General features: G+C 71.5%; 20 protein-coding genes and 1 pseudogene. 10 read left to right on the top strand and 11 right to left on the bottom strand.

What is annotated here, in order from left to right; genetic code table 11:
- Positions 1-103: 103 nt before the first annotated feature.
- Together ACFYR0_RS19710 and ACFYR0_RS19715 are read right to left on the bottom strand one after the other, a co-directional pair.
- Entirely contained in the window at positions 104-613 is a 510-nt protein-coding gene (locus ACFYR0_RS19710) for a DoxX family protein (protein WP_389329289.1), read from the bottom strand.
- A gap of 199 nt (positions 614-812) precedes the next feature.
- Positions 813-1,076, bottom strand: a pseudogene (locus ACFYR0_RS19715) (SAM-dependent methyltransferase); the annotation flags it as partial.
- Between the two features lie 221 nt (positions 1,077-1,297).
- Here ACFYR0_RS19715 and ACFYR0_RS19720 point away from each other — a divergent pair.
- Positions 1,298-1,564 carry a DUF6343 family protein gene (locus ACFYR0_RS19720; protein WP_389329292.1) on the top strand — a complete coding sequence of 89 codons (267 nt, stop codon included), beginning with the start codon at positions 1,298-1,300 and terminating at the stop codon, positions 1,562-1,564.
- 7 nt (positions 1,565-1,571) lie between these two features.
- Here ACFYR0_RS19720 and ACFYR0_RS19725 read toward each other — a convergent pair whose 3' ends face one another.
- The 4 genes from ACFYR0_RS19725 to rpsA form a co-directional block, all read right to left on the bottom strand.
- Positions 1,572-1,952, bottom strand: a complete 381-nt coding sequence (locus tag ACFYR0_RS19725) for a tetratricopeptide repeat protein (protein ID WP_356691961.1) — start codon at positions 1,950-1,952, stop codon at positions 1,572-1,574.
- A gap of 125 nt (positions 1,953-2,077) precedes the next feature.
- Complete coding sequence (coaE, locus tag ACFYR0_RS19730; protein WP_389329295.1) at positions 2,078-2,692, bottom strand: dephospho-CoA kinase; 615 nt, start codon at positions 2,690-2,692, stop codon at positions 2,078-2,080.
- Positions 2,693-2,781: 89 nt separating this feature from the next.
- Positions 2,782-3,720 carry a PAC2 family protein gene (locus ACFYR0_RS19735; protein WP_389329298.1) on the bottom strand — a complete coding sequence of 313 codons (939 nt, stop codon included), beginning with the start codon at positions 3,718-3,720 and terminating at the stop codon, positions 2,782-2,784.
- A 203-nt stretch (positions 3,721-3,923) separates the two neighbouring features.
- Positions 3,924-5,414, bottom strand: a complete 1,491-nt coding sequence (rpsA, locus tag ACFYR0_RS19740; protein ID WP_386387113.1) for a 30S ribosomal protein S1 — start codon at positions 5,412-5,414, stop codon at positions 3,924-3,926.
- 385 nt (positions 5,415-5,799) lie between these two features.
- Here rpsA and ACFYR0_RS19745 point away from each other — a divergent pair, with 385 nt between their 5' ends.
- Both ACFYR0_RS19745 and hrpB read left to right on the top strand, forming a co-directional pair.
- Complete coding sequence (locus tag ACFYR0_RS19745) at positions 5,800-6,612, top strand: class I SAM-dependent methyltransferase (RefSeq protein WP_389329301.1); 813 nt, start codon at positions 5,800-5,802, stop codon at positions 6,610-6,612.
- A gap of 154 nt (positions 6,613-6,766) precedes the next feature.
- On the top strand, positions 6,767-9,289 hold the full coding sequence (hrpB, locus tag ACFYR0_RS19750) for an ATP-dependent helicase HrpB (protein ID WP_389329304.1): 2,523 nt from the start codon (positions 6,767-6,769) through the stop codon (positions 9,287-9,289).
- Here hrpB and ACFYR0_RS19755 read toward each other — a convergent pair.
- From ACFYR0_RS19755 to ACFYR0_RS19765, 3 genes are all read right to left on the bottom strand, one after another.
- Positions 9,279-10,271, bottom strand: a complete 993-nt coding sequence (locus tag ACFYR0_RS19755; protein WP_389329307.1) for a DUF3068 domain-containing protein — start codon at positions 10,269-10,271, stop codon at positions 9,279-9,281. The two genes, hrpB and ACFYR0_RS19755, sit on opposite strands and share 11 nt — an antisense overlap.
- Before the next feature lie 20 nt (positions 10,272-10,291).
- Positions 10,292-10,426 (bottom strand): SPW_0924 family protein, encoded by a 135-nt coding sequence (locus tag ACFYR0_RS19760; protein WP_389329310.1) that lies wholly within the window; start codon positions 10,424-10,426, stop codon positions 10,292-10,294.
- Positions 10,427-10,596: 170 nt separating this feature from the next.
- Complete coding sequence (locus ACFYR0_RS19765; RefSeq protein WP_389329313.1) at positions 10,597-12,339, bottom strand: lytic transglycosylase domain-containing protein; 1,743 nt, start codon at positions 12,337-12,339, stop codon at positions 10,597-10,599.
- A gap of 387 nt (positions 12,340-12,726) precedes the next feature.
- Between ACFYR0_RS19765 and ACFYR0_RS19770 the strand changes: the two genes are divergently transcribed.
- A complete protein-coding gene (locus ACFYR0_RS19770) occupies positions 12,727-13,569 on the top strand; it encodes a DUF4184 family protein (RefSeq protein WP_389329316.1) in 843 nt (280 codons plus the stop codon).
- Here the strand turns inward: ACFYR0_RS19770 and ACFYR0_RS19775 are convergent.
- Together ACFYR0_RS19775 and polA are read right to left on the bottom strand one after the other, a co-directional pair.
- Positions 13,502-13,903: a hypothetical protein gene (locus tag ACFYR0_RS19775; RefSeq protein WP_389329319.1), complete on the bottom strand. Its 402-nt coding sequence runs from the start codon at positions 13,901-13,903 to the stop codon at positions 13,502-13,504. The two genes, ACFYR0_RS19770 and ACFYR0_RS19775, sit on opposite strands and share 68 nt — an antisense overlap.
- 314 nt (positions 13,904-14,217) lie before the next feature.
- Positions 14,218-16,941 (bottom strand): DNA polymerase I, encoded by a 2,724-nt coding sequence (gene polA / locus ACFYR0_RS19780; protein ID WP_389329322.1) that lies wholly within the window; start codon positions 16,939-16,941, stop codon positions 14,218-14,220.
- Positions 16,942-17,266: 325 nt separating this feature from the next.
- On the opposite strand from polA, the gene ACFYR0_RS19785 reads away from it, so the two are divergent.
- The 6 genes from ACFYR0_RS19785 (at position 17,267) to ACFYR0_RS19810 (ending at position 25,876) form a co-directional block, all read left to right on the top strand.
- Positions 17,267-19,546: an FdhF/YdeP family oxidoreductase gene (locus tag ACFYR0_RS19785; protein ID WP_389329325.1), complete on the top strand. Its 2,280-nt coding sequence runs from the start codon at positions 17,267-17,269 to the stop codon at positions 19,544-19,546.
- A gap of 52 nt (positions 19,547-19,598) precedes the next feature.
- Positions 19,599-20,087 carry a hotdog fold thioesterase gene (locus ACFYR0_RS19790; protein WP_389329328.1) on the top strand — a complete coding sequence of 163 codons (489 nt, stop codon included), beginning with the start codon at positions 19,599-19,601 and terminating at the stop codon, positions 20,085-20,087.
- Between the two features lie 387 nt (positions 20,088-20,474).
- A complete protein-coding gene (locus tag ACFYR0_RS19795; RefSeq protein ID WP_389329330.1) occupies positions 20,475-20,876 on the top strand; it encodes a hypothetical protein in 402 nt (133 codons plus the stop codon).
- A gap of 881 nt (positions 20,877-21,757) precedes the next feature.
- Positions 21,758-22,996: a branched-chain amino acid ABC transporter substrate-binding protein gene (locus ACFYR0_RS19800; RefSeq protein ID WP_389329333.1), complete on the top strand. Its 1,239-nt coding sequence runs from the start codon at positions 21,758-21,760 to the stop codon at positions 22,994-22,996.
- Positions 22,997-23,111: 115 nt separating this feature from the next.
- Positions 23,112-24,044: a branched-chain amino acid ABC transporter permease gene (locus ACFYR0_RS19805; RefSeq protein WP_389329336.1), complete on the top strand. Its 933-nt coding sequence runs from the start codon at positions 23,112-23,114 to the stop codon at positions 24,042-24,044.
- Between the two features lie 5 nt (positions 24,045-24,049).
- Positions 24,050-25,876 (top strand): branched-chain amino acid ABC transporter permease, encoded by a 1,827-nt coding sequence (locus tag ACFYR0_RS19810; protein WP_389329339.1) that lies wholly within the window; start codon positions 24,050-24,052, stop codon positions 25,874-25,876.

The raw sequence follows: 25,876 nt of genomic DNA on the forward strand, positions 1-25,876 counted from the left end.
GCCTGCCCGGCTCGCCTCGGGGCGAGCCCGCCGAAACCGCATTGAACCCGGCTCGCCCCGGGGCAAGCCCACCGACACCGCACCGAACCCGGCTCCCCTCCCGTCATCCGCCCTTCCGCACCAGACGCAGCAGCTCGGTGTTGTGACCACGCCGGGCCCAGGCGATCAGTGCGAGCGGCACGATCAGGATGAGCGGGGTTGCCGCGTTCTCCCCGTCGAACGCGGTCATCTGGAAGTAGAACGCCCCGACCATCAGACCGCTGAGCGCCATGGCCGCCACGGACTGGAGCACCGGCACCAGCAGAGCGATCGCACCTGCCAGTTCCAGCGCGCCCACGGTGTACATGCGCGTACTGCTCCAGCCCATCTGGTCGAAGATCTCGGTCGCGGACGAGTGACCGACCAGCTTGGGCAACGCGCTCGCGATCCCGAAGAACAGCGCGAGCACGATCTGAAGACCCCGCAGCGCGATCCGGGCCCGTCGGCCGCGAGCCGTGGCGGACTCGGCGACGCTCGTGCCACGGCTGACGGAGGAACCGCCCATAGCGGAGGGACCGCCGGCGACGGAGGTGACGGAAGCAGCGGCGCTGACACGAGCGGTGGTCTCGGACATGAGGTCCTCCTGTGCGCGAGGGTCTGTGGTGTTGTCACAGGGATAGACCCGCACGTCTGCCCGAACTCATCGCTCTCCAGGAGGCTTTCTCCACCCCTCTCGCCCGTGGGTCGCTCGACTCGCGCTTGGGTCGCTTGACTTGCCCCTGAGCCGCGCGACTTGCCCCAGGGCCGCTCGCCCCCTCTGCCCACAGCTCCGCTCAGTCGTCCCGGCCCCCTCTCGCCGGGTCCCGCACCGCGCGCACCCATATCCCGTCCGGCGTCAGGTACTTGTCCACTCTCAGCCCCGCCTCCCCCAGCGCGTCCTCGAACTGCTCCGTCGTCAGGGGCCGGGACAGGAAGGTCTGGGTCCACACGGCGTCCGGGAACTCGTACTCGGCGCGGACCGAGTGGACGCCGTCGCCGACCGGGGCCGCGGACACGATCCGTACGGTGAAGCCGCTGGGATCGACCCGCTCGCACGGCCGTTCCCCGCCCGCACACCTTCCTCCTTCGTGTGAGCGAGGCCGCCCGGGGCAACCCTTCCGGCGTCGGCAGGGTCCGCCCGAGCCCCGGGCACGACCGGCCGCGCCCGGATCCGCGCAGCCCGCCGCTCCCCACCCTCGGTCTCCTCCCTCCCCCTCTCCGCACGCCTTGGAGAACACCCCGGGCGGGAGTACGTTTCAAACAGGGAGTGACGACAGCGATGCGTACGGGCAGTGAACCGACGACCGCGCGCAGTGCCCTGCGGATGCGGTTCTGGCTGAGCCTGTGGGGTGTGGCCTGGACGGTCTTCGGCACGGCCGCGTTCGCGCTGGCCGACCGGATCGGGTGGGCGGCGGCGTGCGCCGCGCTGTGGCTGGTGGCCACCGTCGACCTGGCCGTCGTACTGCGGCACATACGACAGGGCCCGCACTATCAGCCGGGCCCTGATGTTCCGCCGTACCGGCCGCCCGAGGGCGGTGACCGGTGAGCGGCGGTCATGTGTCGAAGCGTGCCGCCTTCACGTACTCGGGGTTCGGGTCGAGCGCGGCCGCCAGCCGGAAGTGGCGCTTGGCCACGTCGGGGCGCCCCTGACGCTCGTAGGTACGGGCGAGCGCGAAGTGGGCGAAGGCGTTGTCGGGCTCGCGCTCCAGGACGATGCTGAACTCCAGTTCGGCGGACCGCAGTTGTGCCCGGGCGAAGAAGGCACGGGCCCGCAGCAGCCGGGCGGCGGTGTTCTCCGGATGCTCGGCGATGACCCGGTCGAGCAGCTTCACCGCGCCGCCGGGGTCCCGCGCGGCGAGCAGTTGCTCCGCGGCACGGAAGTCGATGACATGCGTCTCCGGAGTACGTCCGGTCGAACCGCTGGTCTCGGGCACGGCACAGTCCTTCCCACGCTGGATCCTTCCAACGCCCGCAGCGGACAACGCTATTCCCCGCCCTTCCTCTCCGCCTCACCCGCCACGGGCCCCTCGGGGCGGCTCGCACACGCCCCTCGGACGGCTCAGGAGCGGCCGACGCGGCCGCGGGCACGCTCCGCGAGGTCCTCCCACACTTCGTGTACCCGGCGACGGAGCTCGGGAAGCGGCACGTCGTTGTCGATGAGGATGTCGGCGATCTCCCGGCGCTGGTCGCGGGTGGCCTGCGCGGCCATCCGCGCGCGTGCGTCCTCCTCGGTCATGCCGCGCAGCCGTACGAGCCGGTCGAGCTGTGTCCCGGGAGCGGCGTCGACGACGATCACCAGGTCGTACATCCCGGCCAGGCCGTTCTCGGTCAGCAGGGGCACGTCGTGGACGACGACGGCGTCCTCGGGCGCGGCGTGCTCCAGCTCGCGGGAGCGGGCGCCGACGAGGGGGTGGACGAGGGAGTTGAGCTGCGCGAGCTTCTCCGGGTCGCCGAACACGATCGCGCCGAGCCTGGGCCGGTCGAGGCTGCCGTCCTCGGCGAGCACCTCTTCGCCGAAGGCGTCGACCACCGCGGCGAGACCCGGAGTCCCGGGCTCGACGACCTCGCGCGCGATGCGGTCCGCGTCGATCAGCACCGCACCGCACTCCGCGAGCAGCCGCGACACCTCGCTCTTGCCGGCACCGATGCCGCCGGTCAGGCCCACTGTCAGCATGGGCCGAGCTTAGGGCCTGCCACCGACAGGGCTCGTGCCGGGTCCGGGGCACACCGGGGTTCGGCCGGGCTCACCGGGCCCGGCCGGGCTCAGGCGTCGCCCTCCCGCTCCGCCAGGAACCGCTCGAACTCGCGGCCGATCTCGTCCGCCGACGGGATGTCGGCCGGTTCGGCGAGCATGTTGCCCCGGGTCTCCGCGCCCGCGACGGCGTCGTACTGGTGCTCGAGACCCTGGACGAGCGCGGTCAGCTCCTCGTCGCCCTCCCTGATCTGCCGGTCGATCTCGGTCTGGGTGACCTGGGCCTCCGTGCGCAGGGCGTGCGCGATACCCGGCAGGACCAGCCCGGTGGCGGCCGTGATGGCCTCCAGGACGGTCAGGGCCGCGTCGGGGTAGGCGGAGCGGGCGATGTAGTGCGGGACATGGGCGGCGACGCCGAGGACGTCGTGGCCGGCCTCCATGAGGCGGTACTCGACCAGCGCCTCGGCGCTGCCCGGCACCTGCGCCTCGTCGAAGGGGCTGCGGTGGCCGGGGACCAGGTCGGTGCGGTTGCCGTGCGGCGTGAGGCCGACGGGGCGGGTGTGCGGCACGCCCATCGGGATGCCGTGGAAGTTCACGGCCAGACGGACGCCGAGCCGCTCGACGATCTGCCCGACGGCGGCCGCGAAACGCTCCCACTCGACGTCAGGCTCGGGGCCGGACAGCAGCAGGAAGGGCGCCCCGGTGGCGTCCTGGACAAGGCGTACGACGATGCTCGGTTCGTCGTACGCGGTCCAGCGGTCGCGCCGGAAGGTGAGCAGCGGGCGACGGGCCCGGTAGTCGACGAGCCGGTCGTGGTCGAAGCGCGCGACGACCTGGTGGGGCAGCGTGTCGAGGAGCCGGTCGACGATCTGGTCGCCGGTCTCGCCCGCGTCGATGTATCCGTCGAAGTGGTAGAGCATGACAAGGCCGGCGGACTCCTGGGCGAGCGCCATGTCGACGACGGCCAGGCCCTTCGGCTCCCACGTGTACAAACCCTGCGGATCAAGCACAGTGACCGCTCCTCCTCGTGTCCTCGTGGACAACAAGGCACAGCGCGTGCGCATTCCCCCACGCCGCAAGGGGCGCGGGGAACTGCGTGATCAACCGTGACCGCCCCGCAGACGCCACTCACCGCGGGCGAAGAAAGACCAAGAGGCCGCACCTGGAAGGTGCGGCCTCTCGGATCAACTGCTAGACGTCAGCGGCGAGCCGTTCAGCTCTGGCCGCCCGCCAGCTTCTCGCGCAGGGCGGCCAGCGCCTCGTCCGACGCCAGGGCGCCGGAGTTGTCGCCACCCTCGGAGGAGTACGAGCCACCGGTCGCGGCCGGAGCCGCAGCCTCGCCGCCCTCGGCCGCGGCAGCGGCGTCGGCCTCGCGGGACTTGATGACCTGCTGCTGGTGCTGCTCGAAGCGGGTCTGCGCCTCGGCGTACTGGTGCTCCCACGCCTCGCGCTGGGTCTCGTAGCCCTCGAGCCAGTCGTTGGTCTCGGGGTCGAAGCCCTCGGGGTAGATGTAGTTGCCCTGGTCGTCGTAGGACGCGGCCATGCCGTACAGGGTCGGGTCGAACTCGACCGTGGCCGGGTCGGCACCGAAGGCCTCGTTGGCCTGCTTCAGCGAGAGGCTGATGCGGCGACGCTCGAGGTCGATGTCGATGACCTTGACGAAGATCTCGTCGTTGACCTGGACGACCTGCTCCGGGATCTCCACGTGGCGCTCGGCCAGCTCGGAGATGTGGACCAGACCCTCGATGCCCTCGTCGACGCGGACGAACGCACCGAACGGAACCAGCTTCGTGACCTTGCCGGGCACGACCTGGCCGATCTGGTGGGTGCGGGCGAACTGCTGCCACGGGTCTTCCTGGGTCGCCTTCAGCGACAGGGAGACGCGCTCGCGGTCCATGTCGACGTCGAGGACCTCGACGGTGACTTCCTGGCCGACCTCGACAACCTCGGAGGGGTGGTCGATGTGCTTCCAGGACAGCTCGGAGACGTGGACCAGACCGTCGACGCCACCCAGGTCCACGAAGGCACCGAAGTTGACGATCGAGGAGACGACGCCGGAGCGCACCTGACCCTTCTGGAGGGTGGTGAGGAACGTCTGGCGCACCTCGGACTGGGTCTGCTCCAGCCAGGCACGGCGGGACAGGACCACGTTGTTGCGGTTCTTGTCCAGCTCGATGATCTTCGCCTCGAGCTCCTTGCCGACGTACGGCTGGAGGTCGCGGACACGGCGCATTTCGACCAGGGAGGCCGGGAGGAAGCCGCGGAGGCCGATGTCGAGGATGAGACCACCCTTGACGACCTCGATGACGGTACCGGTGACGATGCCGTCCTCTTCCTTGATCTTCTCGATGGTGCCCCAGGCACGCTCGTACTGGGCGCGCTTCTTCGAGAGGATCAGGCGGCCTTCCTTGTCCTCCTTCTGGAGGACCAGGGCCTCGATCTCGTCGCCGACGGCCACGACCTCGTTCGGGTCGACGTCGTGCTTGATCGAGAGCTCGCGGCTCGGGATGACACCTTCGGTCTTGTAACCGATGTCGAGGAGAACCTCGTCCCGGTCAACCTTGACGATGACGCCGTCGACGATGTCGCCATCGTTGAAGTACTTGATCGTCTCGTCGATAGCGGCGAGGAAGGCTTCCTCGTTACCGATGTCGTTGACCGCAACCTGCGGGGTGGTGGCGGTGGTCTCGGTGCTGCTCGTCATGTGGGAAAGGGCTCCGGTACGGACATTGAAGTCGTAGGTACTGCTACGCCGGAGCCCGTTTCGCTCTGCAGAAGCCGGACAGCTTAGGAAGCGCCCCACCTGGAAAAACGGTGGCGCGCCTCGACAACCGAGGGGACATACAACAGATGCAAGCGCAGCCTGCTACGTCTGAGGTGCGCAGGCCCGCAGCGCAACTTGTAGCATACGGGGGCAGCCGGGCAGGGTCAATGCGCGAAGGCGCACACCCGGGGCGGAACACCGCATATCCGGCACAAATTCAGTCTTCCGAGGCCACGCGGAGCCCGGGGCACGCCTGTCGTGAGGGCCCTCCCCGGAACGGGTTGGACGGAAGAGTACGACGAGGGAGCCGATCATCCAAGAGTCCGTGTCTGCCGAGTCCGCGGCCGCCGAGCCGGAGGCCACCCGGCGTGAGGCCGGGGCTGCGGAGAGTTCCCGCGCGAACCGTGGCTGGTGGGACCGCAACGCCGACGAGTACCAGATCGAGCACGGCACGTTCCTCGGGGACGACCGCTTCGTCTGGGGTCCCGAGGGCCTCGACGAGGTCCAGGCGGAGCTGCTCGGCCCGCCCGAGGAGCTGAAGGGCAAGGACGTCCTGGAGATCGGCGCCGGCGCGGCGCAGTGCTCGCGCTGGCTGGCCGAGCAGGGCGCCCGCCCGGTCGCCCTGGACCTCTCCCACCGCCAGCTCCAGCACGCGCTGCGCATCGGCGGAACGTTCCCTCTGGTGTGTGCCGACGCCGGTGCCCTGCCCTTCGCCGACACCTCCTTCGACCTGGCGTGCTCGGCGTACGGGGCGCTGCCCTTCGTCGCCGATCCGGTCCAGGTGCTGCGGGAGGTACGTCGTGTGCTGCGTCCCGGCGGCCGGTTCGTCTTCTCGGTGACCCACCCGATCCGCTGGGCGTTCCCCGACGAGCCCGGCCCCGAGGGGCTGAGCGTGTCCGCCTCCTACTTCGACCGCACGCCGTACGTCGAGCAGGAAGAGGACGGCAGCGCGGTGTATGTCGAGCACCACCGGACGGTCGGCGACCGGGTGCGGGACATCGTCGCCGCCGGGCTCCGGCTGGTGGACCTGGTGGAGCCGGAGTGGCCGGCCTGGAACACGTCCGAGTGGGGCGGCTGGTCCCCGCTGCGCGGTCATCTGATCCCGGGCACGGCGATCTTCGTGTGCGAACGGGACTGACGGGCACGTACCGAGCGGAAACGGACAGGACCGGCCGCGGGTGCCCGCCTGAAGGCGCGCGACCGCGGCCGGAGGCCCTTTCCGGGCCGGATGAGCGTGAGAGACCGATCGACCGAGCGTTCCGGGACGTACGACGGCGTACGACACTGATCGGGTGATCCGTTACGACGCCCTGGACGCCCTGCCCGTACGCGCGGCCCTGCCCGAGCTGGACGACGCCCTGGACGCGCGCGGTACGGCCGTGCTGGTCGCGCCGCCGGGCACGGGCAAGACGACGCTCGTGCCGCTCGCCCTGGCGGGGCTTCTCGGTGAGGGCCCCGCGCGGCGCGTGGTCGTCGCCGAGCCGCGCCGGATCGCCGCGCGCGCGGCGGCCCGGCGGATGGCGTGGCTGCTGGGCGAGAAGCTCGGCGAGAGGGTCGGGTACACCGTGCGCGGCGAGCGGGTCGTGGGGCAGCGCACGCGTGTGGAGGTCGTGACGACCGGTGTGCTGCTGCAGCGGCTCCAGCGGGACCAGGAGCTGGCGGGCGTGGACGCGGTGGTGCTCGACGAGTGCCACGAACGCCATCTCGACGCGGACACGGCGGCGGCGTTCCTGTGGGACGTGCGCGAGACGCTGCGGCCCGAGCTGCAGCTCGTGGCGGCGTCGGCGACGACCGACGCGGAGGGCTGGGCGCGGCTGCTGGGCGGTGCGCCGGTCGTCGAGGCCCGGGGCGTCGCGCATCCGGTGGACGTGGTCTGGGCGCCGCCCGCGCGGGCGGTGCGGCCGCCGCACGGGATGCGTGTCGACCCGGTGCTGCTGACCCATGTGGCGGCGACGGTACGGCGGGCGCTGGCCGAGCGCGACGGGGACGTGCTGTGCTTCCTGCCCGGGGTGGGCGAGATCGCGCGGGTCGCGGGGCAGCTGGGCGGCCTGGGGGGCGTCGAGGTGCTCCAGGTGCACGGCCGGGCTCCGGCGGCCGCGCAGGACGCGGTGCTGTCGCCCGGTGCGCGGCGCCGGGTCGTGCTGGCGACGGCGGTGGCGGAGTCCTCCCTGACGGTGCCCGGGGTGCGGGTGGTGGTCGACGCGGGGTTGGCGCGTGAGCCCCGGGTGGACCACGCGCGCGGGCTGAGCGCGCTGACGACGGTGCGGGCCTCGCAGGCGGCCGGACGGCAGCGGGCGGGCCGGGCCGGGCGTGAGGCTCCCGGCGCGGTGTACCGCTGCTGGGCGGAGGCCGAGGACGCGCGTCTGCCGCGGTTCCCCTCCCCCGAGATCAAGGTGGCCGACCTGACGGCGTTCGCGCTTCAGGCCGCCTGCTGGGGCGATCCGGACGCCTCGGGGCTGGCGCTCCTCGATGTGCCCCCGGCCGGGGCGATGGCGGCGGCGCGGGCGGCGCTCACGGCGGTGGGGGCGGTGGACGCCGCGGGGCGGGCCACGGAGCGGGGGCTTCGGCTCGCGCGGCTCGGGCTGCATCCCCGGCTCGGACGGGCCCTGCTGGACACGGCGGGCCCCGGCGCCGAGGTCGTGGCCCTGCTGTCGGAGGAGGCGCCGCGCGAGTACGGGGACGATCTCGCGGGCGCGCTGCGGAGTTCCCGGCGCGGGGGTGACGCCTATGCGGAACGCTGGCGTCGTGAGGTGCGGCGGTTGAAGGGCGTGGCCGGGGAGCTCGCGGGCGCCTTCGGCCGGGACGCCGTGCGGGCGGCCGGCGCGGCGGGTTCCCCCGGTGGTGACGACCGGGTGGCCGGTCTGGTCGCCGCGCTCGCCTTTCCTGAGCGCGTGGCGAGGCTCGACGGCGGGTCGTACCTCATGGCGTCCGGCACTCGGGCCGACCTCGCCGAGGCCTCGGCGATGCGTGGCTCCTCCTGGATCGCGGTCGCCGTGGCGGACCGTCCCGTGGGCCGGGGGCACGCGCGCGTGCAGCTCGGTGCCGTCATCGACGAGGACCTCGCCCGGCTCGCCGCGGGTTCGCTGCTCGACGCGCGGGAGGAGGTCCACTGGGCGGAGGGGGACGTCGTCGCACGCCGGGTGGAGCGGCTGGGTGCGATCGAGCTGGCGGCGCGTCCGCTGCGGGACGCCGACCCCGCGCTGGTCCGGGAGGCTCTGCTGACCGGGCTGCGGCAGGAGGGGTTCGGGCTGCTGCGCTGGTCCGCCGACGCCGAGGTGCTGCGGCAGCGGCTGGCCTTCCTGCGGATGCGGCTGGGCGAGCCGTGGCCGGACGTCTCGGACGACGCGCTGTACGCGCGCGTGGCCGAGTGGCTGGAGCCGGAGCTCGGCCGCGCCCGGCGGCGGGCGGACCTGGCCCGTATCGACGCCGGCGAGGCGCTGGGCAGGCTGCTGCCGTGGGCCTCGGGGGACGCGGCGCGGCTGGAGGAGCTGGCACCGGAGCGGATCACGGTGCCGAGCGGGTCCAGAATCCGGATCGACTACGGGGATCCGGAGCGGCCGGTGCTGGCGGTGAAGCTCCAGGAGATGTTCGGGTCGCAGGAGTCACCGAGACTCGCCGGGGTGCCGGTGCTGGTGCATCTGCTCTCGCCCGCCGGGCGCCCGGCCGCCGTGACGGCCGATCTGGCCTCCTTCTGGCGGGACGGCTACAAGGGCGTGCGCGCGGAACTGCGCGGCCGCTATCCGAAGCACCCGTGGCCCGAGGACCCGGCGACGGCGGAGCCGACGCGGCGCACCAACGCCGCGCTCAGGCGCTGACCGGCTCGGCCGTAGCGGCCGTGTCAGGCGCGGGTCCGGACGGGCGTCTGCCGCGTGCCTCCAGCCAGAGGGCCAGGGCGAGCAGCAGGGCGCCCAGGGTGAGGAGGCCCCAGGGCAGGCGGGAGGTGAGGAGCAGGACCAGGGTGCGGTGGGACTCGACCAGGTCGACTGTGTGCTCGATGTAGTCCTCGCGCATCTTCACGTGTCCGGCGAACGCCGTCACCTTGTCCCGGTCGCCGAGCAGGGTGCCGCCGCGCAGTTCCTCCTTGTGGATCTCCTCGCCGTAGACGGGCGCTCCGGTGAGGGGCTCGACCCAGAACCTGCGGACGGTGGTGTACCAGCGGGTCGTGCCGGTGGCGGCGACGGACTCGGGGGTGATGCCCTTGACGGGCATGGCCTTGGGGAACGCCACCTCGGTCCAGGGCACGGTCTGCTCGAAGTAGTAGACCTCGAGGCCGCGGAAGCCGCGGGTGCCCTTGTAGTGGATGGGCGCGGAGGTGCGCGTCTGGGCGTCGAAGTACTCGTAGTTCCGTTTTTCGGTCAGGAACGGCCATTTGAACTCGATGCCCTCGCGTCTGACCGGATCGCCGTCGACCATCTCGCCGGTGGCGTGGACGGGTTCCTGGGTGTGGGCGTCGAAGATGTACCGCTCGGGGATGCGGGAGACCATGCGGCCGTCGGGGCCCTGGACGTAGGAGAGGGTGTCCCAGACGACGACGTCGCGGCCGGCCGAGCGCTCGATCCGTTCGGACGCCTCCACGTTGCCCCTGAGCGTCTGCACGATGGTCACCTTCGGGACCGTGCGGGCGCGCATGGTGCCGTAGTCGAGCAGGGTGGCGTTCCTCGCCTCCAGAACCATGTCCTGGTACTGGTTCGCCGGGACCTTGGCGAGACGCGGGAAGGCGTACCAGCGCAGCAGGGGGGACAGGGCCGCGAAGAACACGGCGAGGGCGAGCAGGACCAGTCCGGACGTACGGCGCATCGCGGCCTCCCTCGGGGCGGTCAGGGGTGGGCGGGAACCGTCGTCAGCAGGGGCTTCGGGGACGTACCGCCCGCGGGCGAGCCGAGGGCCGTGATCGTGAGGACGAGGGCGAACGCGAGGGCGAGACCGGTCGCGGCGGCGATCAGGGCGCGCATGCGGGGCCTCCCGGCGGGGACGGAAACTTGACTGACTGACCGTCAGATCCGGGCACCGTAGCAACGCGGAGGCGAGAAGAGAACACGTTGCACATACGGGCGCGGCGCATACGCACGGGGGTGTCCCCGCCGTCGTGACGGCGGGGACACCCCCGTGCGTATGCGTGGGGTCAGGCGGAAGGCGACGCCGAGGGGGTCGGCGTGGTGGGCGTCTCGGTCACCGGGGTGGTCGGGGTGGTCGGGGTCGGCGACGCGGCCGTCTCCACGGTCAGTTCGACGGTGAGCGTGGCACCGCCGTCGGTGGTGACGCGCAGGAGGTAGGTGCCCGCGGTGTCGTCCGCGTACAGCTTCGGCAGCAGCAGTCGGCCGTTCGCGTCCGTCCGCAGGCCGCCGAGCGTTCGGACGGCGTTGCCGGCGGCGTCCTTGAAGTACGGGCCCTTGTCGTTCTGACTCGGGTCGTCGGCCGACACGATCAGGGTCGCCGTGGCGGCGACGCCGCCCGCGGCCGCGCCCTGGCGGGTCGCCTGCACCTGCACCTGCTCGGCGAACTCGCCGCCCGCCGGGCAGACCAGCGCGCCGTCACCGACCCGGGCGAGGGCGTCGGCGGTGCGCGCGGTGACGGTGGCGGTGTAGTCGACGCCGGTGACCGAGCGGCCGACCACGGCGGTGTGGACGGTGAAGGTGCCGGTCTTCTCCCCGGCGCGCAGCGCGGGCGTCACTGCGACACCCGAGGCGTCGGTGAGCACCGTGGCGACGTTCTCGCCGCCGGTGAAGGTGGCGTCGGTGTCACCGGTGATGGTGAACCGGATGCGGACCTTGCCGACGGCCTTGCCGGTTCGGGTCTCCGCCCTGGTGCTGATCGTCTCGGCGAACGCGTCGCCCGCCGTGGCGGTGAGCTCGGCGGTGCCAGCGTCCTCCAGGTGGTGGACGGTGTCGGTGGGCGTGCTCGGCGTGCCGGTGGGCGGGGTCGTCGGACGGCCGGGGATCGGGAGCTGCGGCTCGCGGCCCGGCTTGGTCTCGGACGGCCTCGGGCTCGGGGTCGACGGCTTGCGCGGCGGGCGCTGCTCGCCGCGCGGGGTGTCGCTGCGGTTGCCGGGGAGCGATCCGGTGCCGTCCGGGATCTCGTGGGCGCCCTCGCGGTAGTACTCCAGCCACGACAGGACCGTGTTGAGGTAGTCGGTGGAGTTGTTGTAGCTGAGGATCGCGCGGTCGAGGTCGTCCTGGCTCGACAGGTCCCAGCCGAAGCGGCACAGGTAGTGGGCGGAGGCGAGCGCGGCGTCGTAGATGTTGTTCGGGTCCTCGAGACCGTCGTCGTTGCCGTCCTTGCCCGCCCAGGCCCAGGTGGAGGGGATGAACTGCATCGGGCCGACGGCCTGGTCGTAGGCCGAGTTGCCGTCGAAGGCGCCGTTGTCGGTGTCCCTGATCAGCGCGAAGCCGTTGCCGTCGAGCTGCGGGCCCAGGATCGGGGTGATCGTGGTGCCGTTGGCGTCGACACGGCCGCCTCGGGCCTGCCCGGACTCGACCTTGCCGATGGCGGCGAGGAGCTCCCAGGGCAGGTTGCAGCCGGGCTTGGACGCGTTCAGCCGGGAGGCCGCCCTCTTGTAGGCGTCGAGGACGGTGGCGGGTATGCCGGACTCGGTCCCTCCGGCGCCCGGCGCGACCGTCGACGACGTGGTGGGGGCGGGGTTCGGGCTGTTCAGCGGCGGCAGGTCCGTGTAGTACGGGGAGTTGCCGGTCGCGCTGTCGTCCGCGCCGACGTCGGGCGTCGGCTGGGAGTCGGCGGTGGTCGATCTGCCCTCGTCGTCGACCGTCGCTCCCGGAGCCTGGGACGCGGACAGTGCCGCGACCGCCACAGCGGCCACAGCGGTCGTCGCCGCCCCCTTGCGCAGACGCCTGCCGATTTGCGCCGCCATGAAATGAACCCTCCCGTGGACGCCCGAGCGCCCGCCTCCGTTTGTTGCCCTCGCCCTGTTGTGACCGCCGACGCCTGGGGTCGGTTGCATCGGCGCCCGGTTTCGGCGCTTTGTTCGTTCGTGCGACAGGATCCGTGCGTCCGATCGGACAGGTCCGTTACGTCCGATCAGATGCTCGCTCCGGTGCGCCGCACCACGCGACCCTACGACAACTTCCCTGCCCCGTGGACCGGTTCGCGCCCCGTTTTCACCGTTCGGCCATGTGGCGTTGGCCGATGTTCGGATGTTCATCGGGGGCCGTTTCCGCGCAGGTCGGTCACGCATACTGAACTGCGGAGTCGGCCCAGGAGCGCGGCTCCGGCCCAACATCCTTCACAGGGAGAGCACTTGCCGTTCACCTTGAGCCACGCGGCCGCCGTGCTGCCCGTCGTGCGCACCGACGGAACCGGCCGCGGGGCGTTGATGCCGGCCGCCCTGATCGCGGGGTCGTTCTCGCCCGACTTGACCTACTACGCGGCGGGCGCGGTGTCCGGGGCGATGGAGTTCGGCGAGTTCACGCACTCGTTCCCCGGGGTCTTCACGGTCGACGTGCTCGTCTCGTGGGCCCTGGTCGGACTCTGGCTCCTCGTACGCGAACCGCTCGTCGCGCTGCTCCCCCGGCGTCGGCGGCCCCGTACGGCGACACTGCTGCGCTGCGGGGCGCCACGCGCGCGCGTGCGGGCCTCGACGGCGGCGTGGTGGTACGTCTCCGCGGCCCTCGGAGCGCTGACGCACGTCGTGTGGGACGCGTTCACGCACTTCGACGGCTGGGGCCTGCGCGTCTTCCCCGCGCTCGACCGGGACATCGCGGGCTCACCGCTGTTCTGGTACCTCCAGTACGGCGGTTCCGCGGTCGCCGCTGCGGTGATCCTGGTGTTCCTCGCACGGGCGCTGCGGCGGGTGCCCGCCGCAGCGCCCGTGGGGCTGCCGTCGCTGTCCGCGAGGGACCGGTGGGCGGCCGGGGCGCTGATCGGCGGCTGCGCGCTGGGTGGGGCGGTCCAGCGGGTGGCGCAGTGGTGGGCCGAGTGGGGTGCCTCCGCGAAACCGTGGGAGCTGATCCCGACCTTGTGCTTCGGGGTGGGCGCCGGACTGCTCGTCGGAGTGCTGCTGTACGCCGTCGCGGTCAGGGTGTTGCGCCCGGCCCCGGCTCAGGACGTGGCCGGCAGGGAGCCGAGCCGGGCGGCGCGCTGAGGGCGGGCCCCGCGGCGACGAACACGGTCAGGGTGCCGGCCGGGCGGGTGCGAGGCAGCAGGGCGAGCAGGAGGGCGAGGTAGCCGCCCACCAGATCGGCACACTGCCGCCACGGAGCCGTGCCGGACAGCCGGACGGCGGCGAGGGGACGGCATCGGACGAGCGGCCCGAGGGCCCGGCACCGGGCGAGCGCGCGGCCGAGGTCCGCGGCGACGCCGCGGACGGCCTCGGCCGGGCCGAGGACGATACGGGCGGTGCTTGCCCCGGCGGCGAAGGCCGGGACCGGCGCGAGCGGCTGTCGGGCCGGCCGGCGGTCGAGCATGCGTATACCCATGCCCGCATCCTGACGGCCGACGCCACCGCTCTGCTTTCCCGCGGGGGCCACGCGGGTGACGGCCCTCCCGGGATACGGGCACACGGCACGGACCGGGCGGGGGCCGGTGAGCGTGCCGTCGCCCGCCGACGGAGGTGTCGTCGACGCGGGTGACGGCCCTCCCGGGATACGGGCACACGGCACGGACCGGGCAGGGGCCGGTGAGCGTGCCGAGAACGGCCGGCGGACGAGGGCCGCGAGGGCGCGGACAACGGCCGACGGCCCCCGGCGGCGTACTGCCGGCGGAGGCCGTCGCACAAGGCTGCGCGGCCCTGCTAGTGCGCCGCCGACTCCCAGTCCGCCCCCACGCCCACCGAGACGTCCAGCGGAGCGCGGAGGTGCACGGCGCCGGCCATCTCGCGGCGGACGATCTCCTCGACGGCCTCGCGCTCGCCGGGGGCGATCTCCAGCACGATTTCGTCGTGGACCTGGAGGAGCATGCGGGAGGTCAGGTCCGCCTCGCGGAGGGCCTTGTCCACATGCAGCATGGCGATCTTGACGATGTCCGCCGCCGTGCCCTGGATCGGTGCGTTCAGCGCCATCCGCTCGGCCGCCTCACGGCGCTGGCGGTTGTCGCTGTTGAGGTCGGGCAGATAGCGGCGGCGGCCGAAGAGCGTGGCCGTGTAGCCCGTCGCACGGGCCTCGTCGACGACCCGGCGCAGATAGTCCCGCACGCCGCCGAAGCGCTCGAAGTAGGTGTCCATCAGACCGCGCGCCTCGGCGGCCTCGATGTTCAGCTGCTGGGAGAGGCCGAACGCGGACAGACCGTAGGCCAGGCCGTACGACATGGCCTTGATCTTGCGGCGCATCTCCGCGTCCACCGCCGACCCCTCGACGGCGAACACCTGCGAAGCCACGGTGGTGTGCAGGTCCTCGCCGGAGGTGAACGCCTCGATCAGGCCCTCGTCCTCGGACAGATGGGCCATCACGCGCAGCTCGATCTGGCTGTAGTCGGCCGTCATGAGGGACTCGAAGCCCTCTCCGACGACGAAGCCGCGGCGGATCGCCCTGCCCTCGTCCGTGCGGACGGGGATGTTCTGGAGGTTCGGGTCGGTGGACGACAGACGGCCCGTGGCGGCCACCGTCTGGTTGAACGTCGTGTGGATACGGCCGTCCGTCGCGATGGTCTTGATCAGGCCCTCGACCGTGACCCGCAGCTTCGCCTGCTCACGGTGGCGCAGCATGATCACCGGAAGCTCGTTGTCCGTCTGGGTCGCGAGCCAGGCCAGCGCGTCGGCGTCGGTGGTGTAGCCGGTCTTGGTCTTCTTGGTCTTGGGCAGCCCCAGTTCGCCGAAGAGGACCTCCTGGAGCTGCTTGGGCGAGCCCAGGTTGAACTCGTGCCCGGCCGCCGCGTGCGCCTCCTTCACGGCCTGCTGCACGGCACCGGCGAACATCTGCTCCATGGCTTCGAGGTGGGCGCGGTCGGCCGCGATGCCGGGCCGCTCCATCCGGGCGAGCAGCGCCGAGGTCGGCAGCTCCATGTCGCGCAGCAGCTCGGCGGAGCCGACCTCCTGCAGCCGGCCCTCGAAGGCCTGGCCGAGGTCGAGGACCGCGCGGGCCTGGATCATCAGCGCCTCGGCCTCGGCGGCGTCGTCCGCGCCGAAGGCGAGCTGTCCGTCGGCCGCTGCGGCCGGGGCCAGCTCGCGGTGCAGATACTCCATGGACAGCGCGTCCAGGTCGAAGGAGCGGCGGCCCGGCTTGACCAGGTAGGCGGCGAGCGCGGTGTCCATGCCGACGCCGGCGACGCTCCAGCCGTGCTCGGCGAAGACGCGCATCGCGCCCTTGGCGTTGTGGAAGATCTTCGGCCGGGCCTCGTCCGCGAGCCAGGCCGCCCACGTGCGCTCGTCCGCCTCGTCCAACTGGGACGGGTCGAACCAGGCGGCGGCACCGTCGGGCGCGGCCAGCGCGATCTCGGCGACCGAGCCGGTGCCCAGGGCCCAGGTGCCGACCGTGGCGACGCCGAGCACCCCGGTGCCGTGCTCGGTGAGCCAGCCGGTCAGCTCGCCGGTGCCCAGTACGGTGCCCTCCACCTCGACGCCGTCGGCGACGACGGGGGTGGCCTCGGTCTCCTCGGCGCCCGGGTCGACGGCGAGCAGCCGCTCGCGCAGCGAGGGGTTCCGGATCTCCAGGGTGTCCAGGACCATCGCGACGGACTTGCGGTCGTACGGCAGGCGCTCGAGGTCGGCGACCCCCTTGGGCAGCTCGACGGTGCGCACCATCTCCGTGAGCCGCCGGTTGAGCTTGACGGCCTCCAGGTGGTCACGGAGGTTCTGACCGGCCTTGCCCTTGACCTCCTCGACGCGCTCGACCAGCTCGGCGAACGAACCGAACTGGTTGATCCACTTCGCGGCCGTCTTCTCGCCGACGCCCGGGATGCCGGGGAGGTTGTCGGACGGGTCGCCGCGCAGGGCGGCGAAGTCTGGGTACTGCGCGGGCGTCAGGGCGTACTTCTCGAACACCTTCTCCGGGGTGAACCGGGTCAGCTCGGAGACGCCCTTGGTCGGGTACAGCACCGTGGTGTGCTCGGACACCAGCTGGAAGGAGTCGCGGTCGCCGGTGACGATCAGCACCTCGAAGCCCTCGGCCTCGGCCTGGGTGGCGAGCGTGGCGATGACGTCGTCGGCCTCGAAGCCGTCGACCGCGAACCGGGAGACGTGCATCGCGTCGAGCAGCTCGCCGATCAGCTCGACCTGGCCCTTGAACTCGTCCGGGGTCTTGGAGCGGTTCGCCTTGTACTCGGTGAACTCCTCCGAACGCCAGGTCTTGCGCGAGACGTCGAAGGCCACCGCGAAGTGCGTGGGCGCCTCGTCGCGCAGGGTGTTCGCCAGCATCGACGCGAAGCCGTAGATCGCGTTCGTCGGCTGGCCCGTCGCGGTGGTGAAGTTCTCCGCGGGCAGCGCGAAGAACGCGCGGTAGGCCAGCGAGTGCCCGTCCATCAGCATCAGCCGCGGACGGTCGCCGGAGGTCTTGTCGGTCTTCTTCGATGCTGTCTCTGCCACGCCCCCGATCCTGCCACGCCCCACTGACACTCGGCCCCCGCCTCCCGGGCGAGACCGCTCCGGGGGCGGCCGCGGGACGAGGAGCACGCCACACCCACGCCCTCGCCGGGGCGGCCGCGGGACGAGGAGCGCGCCACGCTCGCACACGCCCGCACCCGCACCCAGGCCCACACGCGCACCCATGCCCGCACCACACCCACGAGCACCCGTCACCTCCGCACACCATGACCGCACGGCCCCCACGCCCGGCGGCTCCCGCCGTCAGTGCCCCGTGCGAGGATCGAAGAGGTACCGCACACACGCAGGAGCAAAAGGAGAGCGTGGCATGGCAACGAAGCCGCCCACCGCCGATCCGGTCCAGGACGCACCCGAGGTCGCGGAGCCGCAGCACGCGGCGGCGGGACTCACCGCCATCGGGCACACCCTGCGTGTCGCGCAGCAGCAGATGGGCGTCAAGCGCACCGCGCTGACCCTGCTGCGGGTCAACCAGAAGGACGGCTTCGACTGCCCGGGCTGCGCCTGGCCCGAGCCGGACCACCGGCACGCGATGGAGTTCTGCGAGAACGGCGCGAAGGCGGTCGCCGAGGAGGCCACGCTGCGCCGGGTGACCCCCGGGTTCTTCGCCGCGCACCCCGTCGCCGACCTGGCGAACCGCAGCGGTTACTGGCTGGGCCAGCAGGGCCGGCTCACGCACCCGATGTACCTGCCCGAGGGCGGCGAGCACTACGAGCCGGTCACCTGGGAGCGCGCCTTCGACATCGTCGCCGAGGAGATCTCCGCGCTCGGCTCCCCCGACGAGGCCGTGTTCTACACCTCGGGCCGGACCAGCAACGAGGCCGCGTTCCTCTACCAACTGTTCGCGCGCGAGCTGGGCACCAACAACCTGCCGGACTGCTCCAACATGTGCCACGAGTCGTCGGGTTCGGCACTCAACGAGACCATCGGCATCGGCAAGGGCAGCGTCCTGCTGGAGGACCTGTACCAGGCCGATCTGATCGTCGTGGCCGGGCAGAACCCCGGCACCAACCATCCGCGCATGCTCTCCGCCCTGGAGCGGGCGAAGGCGAACGGCGCGCGGATCATCAGCGTCAACCCGCTGCCGGAGGCGGGCCTGGAGCGGTTCAAGAACCCGCAGACCGCCAAGGGGCTCACCACCGGCGCCTCGCTCACCGATCTGTTCCTCCAGATCCGCATCGGCGGCGACCAGGCCCTGTTCCGTCTCCTCAACAAGCTGATCCTCCAGACCGAGGGCGCCGTCGACGAGCTGTTCGTGCGCGAGCACACCCATGGCTTCCAGGAGTTCGCCGAGGCCGCCCGCGCCGCCGACTGGGACGAGACCCTCGCGGCGACCGGCCTGTCGCGGCAGGAGATCGAGCGGGCCCTGGAGATGGTGCTGGCGTCCAAGCGCACCATCGTGTGCTGGGCGATGGGTCTCACCCAGCACAAGCACGCGGTGCCGACCATCCGCGAGGTGGTCAACTTCCTGCTGCTGCGCGGCAACATCGGCCGCCCCGGCGCGGGCGTGTGCCCGGTGCGCGGCCATTCCAACGTGCAGGGCGACCGCACGATGGGCATCTTCGAACGGCCCGCGCCCGCCTTCCTCGACGCCCTGGAGAAGGAGTTCGGGTTCGCGCCCCCGCGCGAGCACGGCTTCGACGTCGTCCGCGCGATCCAGGCGCTGCGCGACGGCGAGGCGAAGGTCTTCTTCGCCATGGGCGGCAACTTCGTCTCCGCCTCCCCCGACACCGACGTCACCGAGGCGGCCATGCGGCGCGCCCGGCTGACCGTCCATGTGTCGACCAAGCTGAACCGCTCGCACGCGGTCACGGGCGCGCGTGCCCTGATCCTGCCGACGCTGGGCCGTACCGAGCGCGACGTCCAGGGCGGCGGCGAGCAGTTCGTGACGGTCGAGGACTCGATGGGCATGGTGCACGCCTCCCGGGGCCGCCTGGAGCCCGCGGGCAGGCAGCTGCTGTCGGAGCCGGCGATCGTGTGCCGGCTGGCGCGGCGGGTGCTGGGCGAGGGGTCGAGCACCCCGTGGGAGGAGTTCGAGAAGGACTACGCCACGATCCGGGACCGCATCGCGCGCGTGATCCCCGGCTTCGAGGACTTCAACGCGCGCGTGGAGCAGCCCGGCGGCTTCACGCTGCCGCACGCCCCGCGCGACGAGCGCCGCTTCCCCACCGCGACCGGCAAGGCCAACTTCACCGCCGCGCCGGTGGAGTTCCCCGACCTGCCCGAGGGGCGGCTGCTGCTCCAGACACTGCGCTCGCACGACCAGTACAACACCACGATCTACGGCCTGGACGACCGCTACCGGGGCATTCGGGGCGGCCGGCGCGTGGTCCTGGTCAACGCCGAGGACGCGCGGGCCCTCGGGGTCGCCGACGGCGCGTACGTGGACCTGGTGAGCGAGTGGAGGGACGGCGTGGAGCGTCGCGCGCCGGGCTTCCGGGTCGTGCTCTACCCGACCGCGCGGGGCTGCGCGGCCGCCTACTACCCGGAGACCAACGTCCTCGTCCCGCTGGACGCGACCGCGGACACCAGCAACACCCCGGCCAGCAAGTCCGTAGTGGTCCGTCTGGAACAATCGGCGACCGACTGAGCGTTTGCTCAGCCGAGAGTGACGTATTGACCGAACGAACGGAGCCGGGTCCATGGGCGAGCAGCAGCACGTGAAGTTCCCGCAGGAGGTCCTCGACGAGTACGCGGCCCTCGGCGTCGACCTGCCCGCGCTGTTCTCCGCGGGGCATCTCGGCACGCGCATGGGCGTCCAGATCGTGGAAGCCTCCGCCGAGCGGGTCGTGGGGACCATGCCGGTCGAGGGCAACACCCAGCCGTACGGCCTGCTGCACGGTGGCGCTTCCGCGGTGCTGGCCGAGACCCTCGGCTCGATCGGCTCGATGCTGCACGGCGGCGTCTCGAAGATCGCCGTCGGTGTCGACCTGAACTGCACGCACCACCGCGGTGTGCGCTCCGGCGTCGTCACGGGCGTGGCCACGCCCGTCCACCAGGGCCGGTCCACGGCGACGTACGAGATCGTGATCAGCGACGAGGAGGGGCGGCGCGTGTGCAGCGCGCGGCTGACCTGCCTGCTGCGCGACGTCGGCCCGAAGGACGCGGAGCGGGTGGGCGCCCAGGCCTGACCGGCACCGGACAGAGGCCGGCCGGCGGTCACCCGACACCGGACGGAGCCCGCCGATCACCCTGCACCGGAAAGGGACCGCCGGTCACCCGACACCGGACGTAGGCCGGCGGCCTCCCGATCCCGGACGAAGGCCGCCGATCACCGGCCGGCGAAGCCCGCGTGGGGCGCGACGTACGCGGCCCACGCGGGCCAAGCCCCGGCCCCGGGCCAACCCGGCCCGGCAGACCCGCCGCGAGGCAGCCACGTACCGCGCGGTTCCGCACGCGCCCTGTGGACGGCGGGGCCCCCGGCCCGACCCGAAACGATCACGCCAAACCCCGCCCGTCCAAGGACGCCGCGCCGCCACCCCGTTGATCCCGTACGCGCGGAGGCATAACGTCGGTACATGACAACGAGAGGGCACCTCTCGTGGGGAGCGGCACTGTGCGGGGCACTCCTGCTGTCCGGCCCGCTGATCTCCGGATGCGCGGACGCGGACCGGCCGGCGGACGAGGCGGCCGCCTCCGGAGCGCCGTCGCCGCCCACCACCGCGCCGGCCGACCTGTGCGCCCGGATCGTCGCCCACTGGTCGCGCGAGGTCCTCGACAGCGGCACGTACGGGGACTACCAGTCGATGGGCCTCTCCAACGGGCAGTACGAGATCCTCATCGCTGTCGTCGATGCCGCCCGCGCCGAACGGAAGCGTCACGGCTCCGCAGCCGCAGGGCGGTTGATAGACCATCAGGCCCACCGGCGCTGCGCCGATCGCCACCGCGCGGGCGAACCGACCGGGGGGCCGTGGAGTTGAGCGGCACGGGCCCCGTCGAACCGGGCGAAGGGACCCTGGAGCGGCCCCCGCCGAAGGCACGCCCTCCGCTGCTCCCGCGCGGCGGCCCCGCCCGCCGCGCCCTGATCGCGGGCGCGAGCGCCGCAGCCCTCCTCGTCGCGGGCGGCTACCTCTACGCCACCCGGCCGGAGCCGCCACCGAAGGCACTGCCGCCCTACCCCTCACAGGTGGTCAGAGTCGACTATGTCGGCCCTGCAACCCCACCATCCAGTGCCCCGAGAGGTAGTTTTGCCTTCGAAATCTCGCTGATCGTGGCATCCGGTCCACAGATTACGGTGCTGCGGATATCTCAGCCGTACTCCGGCCTTTCCATGACATCGATTCCTCGCCCGCCTTTCCGGACAAGGACCCAAATCCCCTACAAGATCCGCATCAGCATGTGGGTGACGGAATGCGGGAAAGCGCCACGGAGCGCCGGGCTCCCTTTCCTCGACGTAACTCTACGTAATGCGCGCGCAATACAGACGCACAGCTTCATCCTCGGCACCCCCTATGCGCGGGATCTGGCGGACGCTCTGCAAGTAGCCTGCAGCAACGACTTTGCGACATCACCGAAACGCTAGATCACTCCTGTTGACGACGGAGGCCGTCCTGCGCGTCTCACAATACGGACTTCGCGAATCAGTCAGAATTCCGCGCTTCCCCCCAGGAAGTACCGCTCTGCATTACCTCGTGTCATAACAAGAGAGTCACAGCCTTCGTCAGGCTCTCCTCCCGGTTCCCCACCCACGCTTAGAGTCACGCCCAGTCACCGCGCCAACGGAATCGAAGTCACTTCGGCCCCAGCGCTCGACTCGGCCTCTCCCACCGGGGAGCGGCCGCGCCAGGGAAAGGACTGGATCGTGCGTCAACGTTCGCTCATCGCCATTACCGCCGCGCTGGCAGCGGGAGCTCTCACCCTCACCGCCTGCGGCTCGCGCGACGAGAACGGCGGCGGCTCGGACAACACCGGCGCCGCGGGCACCACCAAGGTCGTCATCGGTGTCGACGCCCCCCTGACGGGTGACCTGTCCGCGCTGGGTCTCGGCATCAAGAACTCCGTCGACCTCGCCGCCAAGACGGCCAACAAGCAGAAGTACGTCGAGGGTGTGACCTTCGAGGTCCAGGCCCTGGACGACCAGGCCCAGCCGTCCTCCGGCCAGCAGAACGCCACCAAGCTCGTCGCCAACAAGGACGTCCTCGGTGTCGTCGGCCCGCTGAACTCCTCCGTGGCCGAGTCCATGCAGAAGGTCTTCGACGACGCCAAGCTCGTCGAGGTCTCGCCCGCCAACACCAACCCCGCCCTCACCCAGGGTGCGGACTGGCAGAAGACGAAGGCGCGCACCTACAAGTCGTACTTCCGCACCGCGACCACGGACGCCATCCAGGGCCCGTTCGCCGCGCAGTACGTCTACAACGACGCCAAGAAGAAGAAGGTCTTCGTCATCGACGACAAGAAGACCTACGGCGCCGGCCTGGCGTCGACCTTCACCGAGGAGTTCAAGAAGCTCGGCGGCAAGGTCGTCGGCACCGAGCACATCGACCCCGACACCAAGGACTTCTCCGCGGTGGCCACCGAGGTCAAGAGCAGCGGCGCGGACGTCGTCTACTACGGCGGCGAGTACCCGCAGGCCGGCCCTCTCAGCAAGCAGATCAAGGCCGCCGGTTCCAAGATCCCGCTCGTCGGCGGTGACGGCATCTACAGCGCCGACTTCATCTCGCTGACCGGCGCCGCCGGCACCGGCGACCTGGCCACCTCGGTCGGCGCCCCGGTCGAGGAGCTGCCCTCGGCGAAGGAGTTCGTCGCCAACTACAAGGCCGCGGGCTACAAGGAGGCCTTCGAGGCCTACGGCGGCTACTCCTACGACTCCGCCTGGGCGATCATCGAGGCCGTGAAGAAGGTCGTCGAGGACAACGGCGGCAAGCTCCCGGACGACGCGCGTGCCAAGGTCACCGAGGCCATGCAGGGCGTCTCCTTCGACGGTGTGACCGGCACGGTCTCCTTCGACGAGTTCGGTGACGCGACCAACAAGCAGCTCACCGTGTACGCCGTCAAGGACGGTAAGTGGGCCCCGGTCAAGTCCGGCACCTACACCGGCTGACACCTCCTCACGCACCACCCCTGAGCCGCGCGGGGCGCTGCAACACTGGCGCCCCGCGCGGACTCGCATCCGGTCCCATCCGTCGAATCATCCGAAACGTCTCGGAGGACATGCGGTGAACGAACTGCCGCAGCAGCTGGTCAACGGCCTGCTACTAGGATCCATGTACGGGCTGGTCGCCATTGGCTACACAATGGTCTATGGCATCGTCCAGCTCATCAACTTCGCCCACGGTGAGATCTTCATGGTGGGCGGGTTCGGCGCCCTCACAGTCTGGCTCTACGTGCTGCCCGACGGCACGTCGATGTGGGTGGCTCTGCCCCTCATGCTCATAGGCGGCATCATCGTCGCCGTGCTTGTCGCCATGGGGGCGGAACGGTTCGCCTACCGTCCCCTGCGTACCGCTCCACGCCTCGCCCCGCTGATCACGGCCATCGGCCTCTCGCTCGCGCTGCAGCAGGCGGTCTGGGCCTGGTACCCGGACGCGAACTCCGCGATCACGTTCCCGCAGATCGAGGGCGGCCCCTTCGAGATCGGCAACGTCACGATCCAGACCGGCGACGTCTTCCTCCTCGTCGCCGCTCCCATCAGCATGGCGATCCTCGCGTACTTCGTGATGAAGACCCGCACCGGCCGCGGCATGCAGGCCACCGCGCAGGACCCCGACACCGCCAAGCTCATGGGCATCAACACCGACCGCATCATCGTGATCGCGTTCGCCCTCGGTGCCGCGTTCGCCGCCGTCGGAGCCGTCGCCTACGGCCTCAAGTACGGCGAGGTCCAGTTCCGCATGGGCTTCATCCTCGGCCTCAAGGCCTTCACCGCGGCCGTCCTCGGCGGCATCGGCAACATCTACGGCGCCATGCTCGGCGGCATCGTCCTCGGCGTCGCCGAGGCCCTGTCGACGGCCTACATCGCCGACATCCCCGGCATGGAGCAGTTCGGCAGCCAGTCCTGGGCCAACGTCTGGGCCTTTGCTCTCCTCATCCTCGTACTGCTGGTCAGGCCCCAGGGTCTGCTCGGCGAACGCGTCGCGGACAGGGCGTGAGACCGATGACGACACAGACAACCGCACCCGAGACGTCCCCCAGCGACGACGCCGTCAAGCACGCCGGCCTGATCGGGCTCCCCCAGCCCCTGGCCCGTGCCCTGGCCACCGCCGGCGGCGCCCTCGCCGTCGTCTCGACCTTCATGGCGTGGACCTGGACCTCCGAGTTCCCCGGGGACCTCACCGTCTACGGCTACCCCGGCGGCCTCCAGGTCCTGGTCCTCATCGGCGGCGCCCTCACCACCCTGCTGGGCCTCTCCTCGTACGGCGTCAAGGGCCTGCGCTGGCTGACCCCGGCCAGCTCCGACAGCGCCCTGCGGCTCGCCGCGTTCGGCACCTTCGCCACCACCTGGTACACGATCATCGCGATCAGCGCCCAGCTCGGCGGCCTGGTGAACCTGGAGCCCGGCGGCTGGATCGCCGGCGTGGCCACGCTCGTGGCCGTGCTCGGCGCGTTCTCGCTGTCGTTCGACTGGCCCCGGCCCGAGCCCATCGATCCCGACGACAGCTGGACCGAGCATCTGCGTCACAGGCTGCGCGGAGCCGGCGCGGTCCTCAAGGCCTCGCTCGCGACCGGCACGTCCGCCCCGGCGCGCAAGCTCCCGGCGTACGCCGAGATCCTGATCATCGTCGCCGCGCTCACCGTCGGCCTGACCGTCTTCACGTACGGCATCGGCACCGAGTACGACGAGCTGTTCATCGGCTTCATGATCACCGCCGGCTTCGGCTTCGCGGCTCTCGCCAAGGCCGGCCTCGTGGGCCGGGTCTCGGCGCTCACCACCAAGTACCGCACGGTCACGATGGCCGGTGCCTTCGCGGCGGCCGCCGCGTTCCCCTTCACCCAGTCCGACGACCAGTACGCGACGATCGGCGTCTACATCCTGATCTTCGCGACCGTGGCCCTCGGTTTGAACATCGTCGTCGGCCTCGCGGGCCTGCTCGACCTCGGTTACGTCGCGTTCCTCGGTGTCGGCGCCTACACCGCGGCCATGGTCTCCGGGTCCCCCTCGTCGCCGTTCGACCTCCAGCTGCCGTTCTGGGCCTCCGCCCTGGTCGGCGCGGCCGTCGCCATGATCTTCGGTGTCATCATCGGCGCGCCGACCCTGCGTCTGCGCGGCGACTACCTGGCCATCGTCACCCTCGGCTTCGGTGAGATCTTCCGTATCACCGTCCTCAACCTGGACGGCACTTCGGGCCCCGACGTCACCAACGGCTCCAACGGCATCTCCGCCATCCCCAACCTCGACATCCTGGGCTTCGACTTCGGCGCCGAGCACACCATCTTCGGCTTCACCATCGCGCGGTTCGCCAACTACTTCCTGCTGATGCTCCTCATCACGCTGATCGTCGTGGTGGTCTTCCGCCGCAGCAGCGAGTCCCGCATCGGCCGCGCCTGGATCGCCATCCGCGAGGACGAGACGGCCGCGCTGGCCATGGGCATCAACGGCTTCCGGGTCAAGCTCATCGCCTTCGCACTGGGTGCCGCTCTCGCCGGTCTCGCCGGTACGGTGCAGGCCCACGTCACGTACACCGTGACGCCGGAGCAGTACCAGTTCGCCCACGTCGTCCCGCCGAACTCCGCGTTCCTGCTGGCGGCCGTCGTCCTGGGCGGCATGGGCACCATCAGCGGCCCGCTCGTCGGCGCCGCCCTGCTCTACCTCATCCCGGCCAAGCTTCAGTTCCTCGGTGACTACCAGCTCTTCGCCTTCGGCCTCGCGCTGGTGCTGCTGATGCGCTTCCGCCCGGAGGGCCTCATCCCCAACCGGCGCCGCCAGCTCGAGTTCCACGAGGACGCCGCCGCTCCCACAGTCCTCGGCAAGGCAGGGGCCTGA

This window comes from Streptomyces sp. NPDC005017, from assembly GCF_042873115.1.
GTDB lineage: Bacteria > Actinomycetota > Actinomycetes > Streptomycetales > Streptomycetaceae > Streptomyces.